This is a genomic window from Kitasatospora sp. NPDC005751 (genome assembly GCF_040630835.1).
In the GTDB taxonomy this organism is placed as follows: domain Bacteria; phylum Actinomycetota; class Actinomycetes; order Streptomycetales; family Streptomycetaceae; genus Kitasatospora.
This window is the reverse complement of record NZ_JBEXYC010000142.1, coordinates 1-4,037: the sequence shown is the minus strand read 5'-3', so window position 1 is coordinate 4,037 and position 4,037 is coordinate 1. Positions and strand designations below refer to the sequence as shown.

1 protein-coding gene is annotated in these 4,037 nt (G+C 75.0%); it reads left to right on the top strand.

The features are described from left to right. Positions 1 to 39: 39 nt before the first annotated feature. Positions 40 to 4,037: SDR family NAD(P)-dependent oxidoreductase (locus ABZ497_RS36630; protein ID WP_359812441.1), on the top strand; the 3,998-nt coding region annotated here is incomplete at its 3' end.

Here is a 4,037-nt window from a genome sequence, read left to right as displayed (position 1 = left end):
ATCGTGCCGCGGGCGGGTCGTGTTCCGATGATCTCGACGGTGACGGGCGAGTGGTTGTCCGGTACGGAGGTGGACGCGGGCTACTGGTTCGCGAATCTGCGGCGGATGGTTCGGTTCGAGGAGGCGGTCCGTACGCTGCTGGGTGGTGGTTACGGCTCGTTCGTCGAGGTGTCGACGCACCCGGTCCTCACCGCGGCGGTGGCGGAGACGGCCGAGGACGCCGGTGTCGCCGATGTCCTGACGGTGGGCTCGCTGGAGCGCGACAACGCGGGCGCCACCCGACTCCTCACCTCGCTCGCCCAGGCCTACGTCGGCGGTCTCGCGGTGGACTGGAAGGTTGTGCTGCCCGCCGCCGAGGTGGTGGAGCTGCCGACCTACGCCTTCCAGAAGCAGCGGTACTGGCTGGAGCCCTCGGCCGCGACCGTCGTCCCGGTCGGAGGCGACGGTGCGAGTACGGCCGTCGAGGCCCGGTTCTGGGCCGCCGTCGAGGGCGGCGACCTGGCGCACCTCGCCGAGGAGCTGGAGCTGGACGACCGCCGCTCGCTCGGCGAGGTCCTGGAGGCGCTGACCTCGTGGCGCCGCCGCGAGCTCGACCGGTCGGCGACGGAGAACTGGCGCTACCGCGTCACCTGGGCGCCGGTCGCCGACCCCGCTCCGACCGCGCTCACCGGCCGCTGGCTGGTGCTCGCCGACCGGGCAGACGACGAGCTGACGCAGGACTGCGTCCGGGCCCTGACCGCCCGTGGCGCCGATGTCACGGTCGCCGAGGTACCGGCCGGTGTCACGGACCGGCAGGACGTGGCCGCCGTCATCGGCGGGGCCCTGCCGGGCGACGAGGTGCCGGCCGGAGTGGTGTCGCTGCTGGCCCTGGACGAGACACCGGTGCCCGAGTACCCGGCGGTCACCCGGGGTTTCGCCGCCACGCTGGCCGTGGTGCAGGCGCTGGGCGACGCGGGCATCGGCGCACCGCTGTGGGTGCTCACCCGCGGCGCCGTCGCGGCGACGCCGGAGGAGGCGCTGACGAACCCGCTGCAGACCCAGATCTGGGGCTTCGGCCGGGTCGTCGGACTGGAACACCCCGACCGCTGGGGCGGGTTGATCGACCTTCCGGCCGCGTTCGACGAGCAGGCCGCAGGACGGCTGGCCGCCGTGCTGGCCGGGTGCGGCGAGGACCAGGTCGCGATCCGTCCGGCCGCGGTCTTCGGCCGCCGGCTCGGCCGGGCCGACCGGCCCCGCGCCCACGCCGAGCAGTGGACGCCGACCGGAACCGTCCTGGTCACCGGAGGCACCGGCGCGATCGGTGGACACGTGGCCGGCTGGCTGGCCGACCGCGGTGCGCAGCGGCTCGTGCTGACCAGCAGGTCCGGGGCCGGCGCCGCCGGTCTGGCCGCGAAGGTCGCCGGACTGGCGGCCCGGGGCAGCCACGTGGACGTCGTCGCCTGCGACGCGGCCGACCGGTCCGACCTGGCCGGGCTGCTCGACCGGATCGCCGCGACCGGCCCCGCGCTGTCCGCGGTGATGCACGCCGCCGGTGTCGTCCAGCACACCACCGTGCACGAGACCGACCTGGCCGAGACGGCCGCCGTGCTGGCCGCCAAGGCCTCGGGGGCCGTCCACCTGGACGAGCTGACCAGGGGCCTGGACCTGGACGCCTTCGTGCTCTTCTCCTCGATCGCGGCGACCTGGGGCAGTGGTCTCCAGCCCGCCTACGCCGCGGCCAACACCTTCCTGGACGGCCTGGCCGAGCACCGCCGGTCCCAGGGCCTGACCGCCACCTCGGTGGCGTGGGGTTCGTGGGGCGGCGGCGGGATGACCGACGAGGCGGGTGCCGCCCAGGGCAGCCGCCGCGGGCTGATCGTCATGGACAAGGACCACGCCGTCCAGGCGCTGGCCCAGGTCCTGGACGGCGGCGAGCCCCAGCTGACGGTCGCCGACATCGACTGGGCGCGGTTCGCCCCGCCGTTCACGCTGCGCCGGCCCAGCCCGCTGATCGAGAACCTGCCCGAGGTCCGGCAGGCCCTGGCCGGTGACCTGCCGGAGGGCGGCGGGGCCGACCCGGCCGCGGGCTCGGACGCGAGCGCGTCCTGGCGGCGGCAGCTGGCCGGCCTGTCACGCATCGAGCAGAACCGGCTGCTGGTCAACCTGGTGCAGACCCAGGCGGCCTCCGTGCTGGACTACCCGTCGCCCGAGGCCGTCGAGGCCACCCGGGCCTTCAGCGACCTGGGCTTCGACTCGCTGACCTCGGTGGAGCTGCGCAACCGGCTCGGCGCCGCGACCGGTCTGCAGCTGCCCGCCACGCTGATGTTCGACGCGCCCACCCCCACGGCCGCCGCCGAGTTCCTGCTGGTGCAGCTGGCCGGCGTCCCCGACGGCGCGCAGAGTGCTCCGGTGGTGGCGGCGGCGAGTGACGAGCCGCTGGCGATCGTCGGCATGGCGTGCCGCTACCCGGGCGGGGTGACCGGCCCGGAGGCGCTGTGGGACTTGGTGACCGCCCGGACCGACGCCATCTCCGTGCTGCCGGAGGACCGGGGCTGGGTCATCGAGGACACCGCCGACGCGGCCGACGGCGGGCCCGTCCGGGCGGGCGGCTTCGTCTACGACGCGACCGGCTTCGACGCGGGGTTCTTCGGGATCAGCCCGCGCGAGGCCGTGTCGATGGACCCGCAGCAGCGGTTGCTGCTCGAAGTGGCCTGGGAGGCGCTGGAGCGGGCCGGACTGGACCCGGCGTCGCTGCGCGGTTCGGCGACCGGCGTGTTCGCGGGCGCCTCCGCCTCCGGCTACGGCTGGAGCTCCGGGCTGGAGGGCGAGCTGGACGGGCACCTCGTCACGGGGATCTCGACCAGCGTGGTCTCCGGCCGCGTGTCGTACGTGCTGGGCCTGGAGGGCCCGGCGGTGACGGTCGACACCGCCTGCTCCTCGTCGCTGGTGGCGCTGCACCTGGCCGCGCAGGCGGTGCGCTCCGGGGAGTGCACGCTGGCCCTGGCGGGCGGCGTCATGGTGGCGGCCAACCCGCTGCTGTTCGACCAGTTCAGCCGACAGATGGGGCTGGCGCCGGACGGCCGGTGCAAGCCGTTCTCGGCGGAGGCCGACGGCATGGGCCTGGGCGAGGGCGCGGGCATGGTGGTCGTGGAGCGGCTGTCGGACGCGCAGCGCAACGGGCACCGGGTGCTCGCGGTGATCCGCGGCAGCGCGACCAACCAGGACGGTGCGTCGAACGGTCTGACCGCGCCGAACGGTCCCTCGCAGCAGCGGGTGATCCGCGCGGCGCTGGCGAACGCCGGGGTCCGCCCTGACGAGGTAGACGTGGTGGAGGCGCACGGCACGGGGACTCCGCTGGGCGACCCGATCGAGGCGCAGGCACTGCTGGCCACCTACGGCCAGGAGCGGGGCGGCCGGGGGCCGTTGCGGCTGGGGTCGGTGAAGTCGAACATCGGGCACACCCAGGCCGCGGCCGGTGTGGCCGGTGTGATCAAGATGGTGCTGGCCCTCCAGCACCGGGAGCTGCCGGCGACGCTGCACGCCGCCGAGCGCTCGCCGCACATCGACTGGTCGGCCGGTGAGGTGGAGCTGCTGACCGAGGCGGTGCCGTGGTCGGCCGAGAACCGGGTGCGTCGTGCCGGTGTGTCGTCGTTCGGGATGAGCGGTACCAACGCGCACGTCATCCTGGAGGAGGCCCCGGCTCCGGTCGCCACCGAGGCGGCTCCGGCTCCGGTCGTTCCCGCGGTGGTCGTGCCCGGCGGGTCCACCGCGTGGGTGGTGTCGGGTCGGTCGGCGCAGGGGCTGGCGGCTCAGGCGGGCCGGTTGCGGGAGTGGGTGTCGGCGCGGTCGTCGGTGGATCCGGTGGGTGTGGCGTGGTCGTTGGCGGTGACGCGGTCGGTGTTCGAGCACCGGGCGGTGGTGGTCGGTGGTGGTCGTGAGGAGTTGGTGTCGGGGCTGGGCGGTCTGGTGGCCGGGTCGGGTGCGGCCGGGGTGGTGTCGGGGGTTGCCCGTTCGGGTGGTCGGACGGCGTTCGTGTTCGCGGGTCAGGGTGCGCAGTG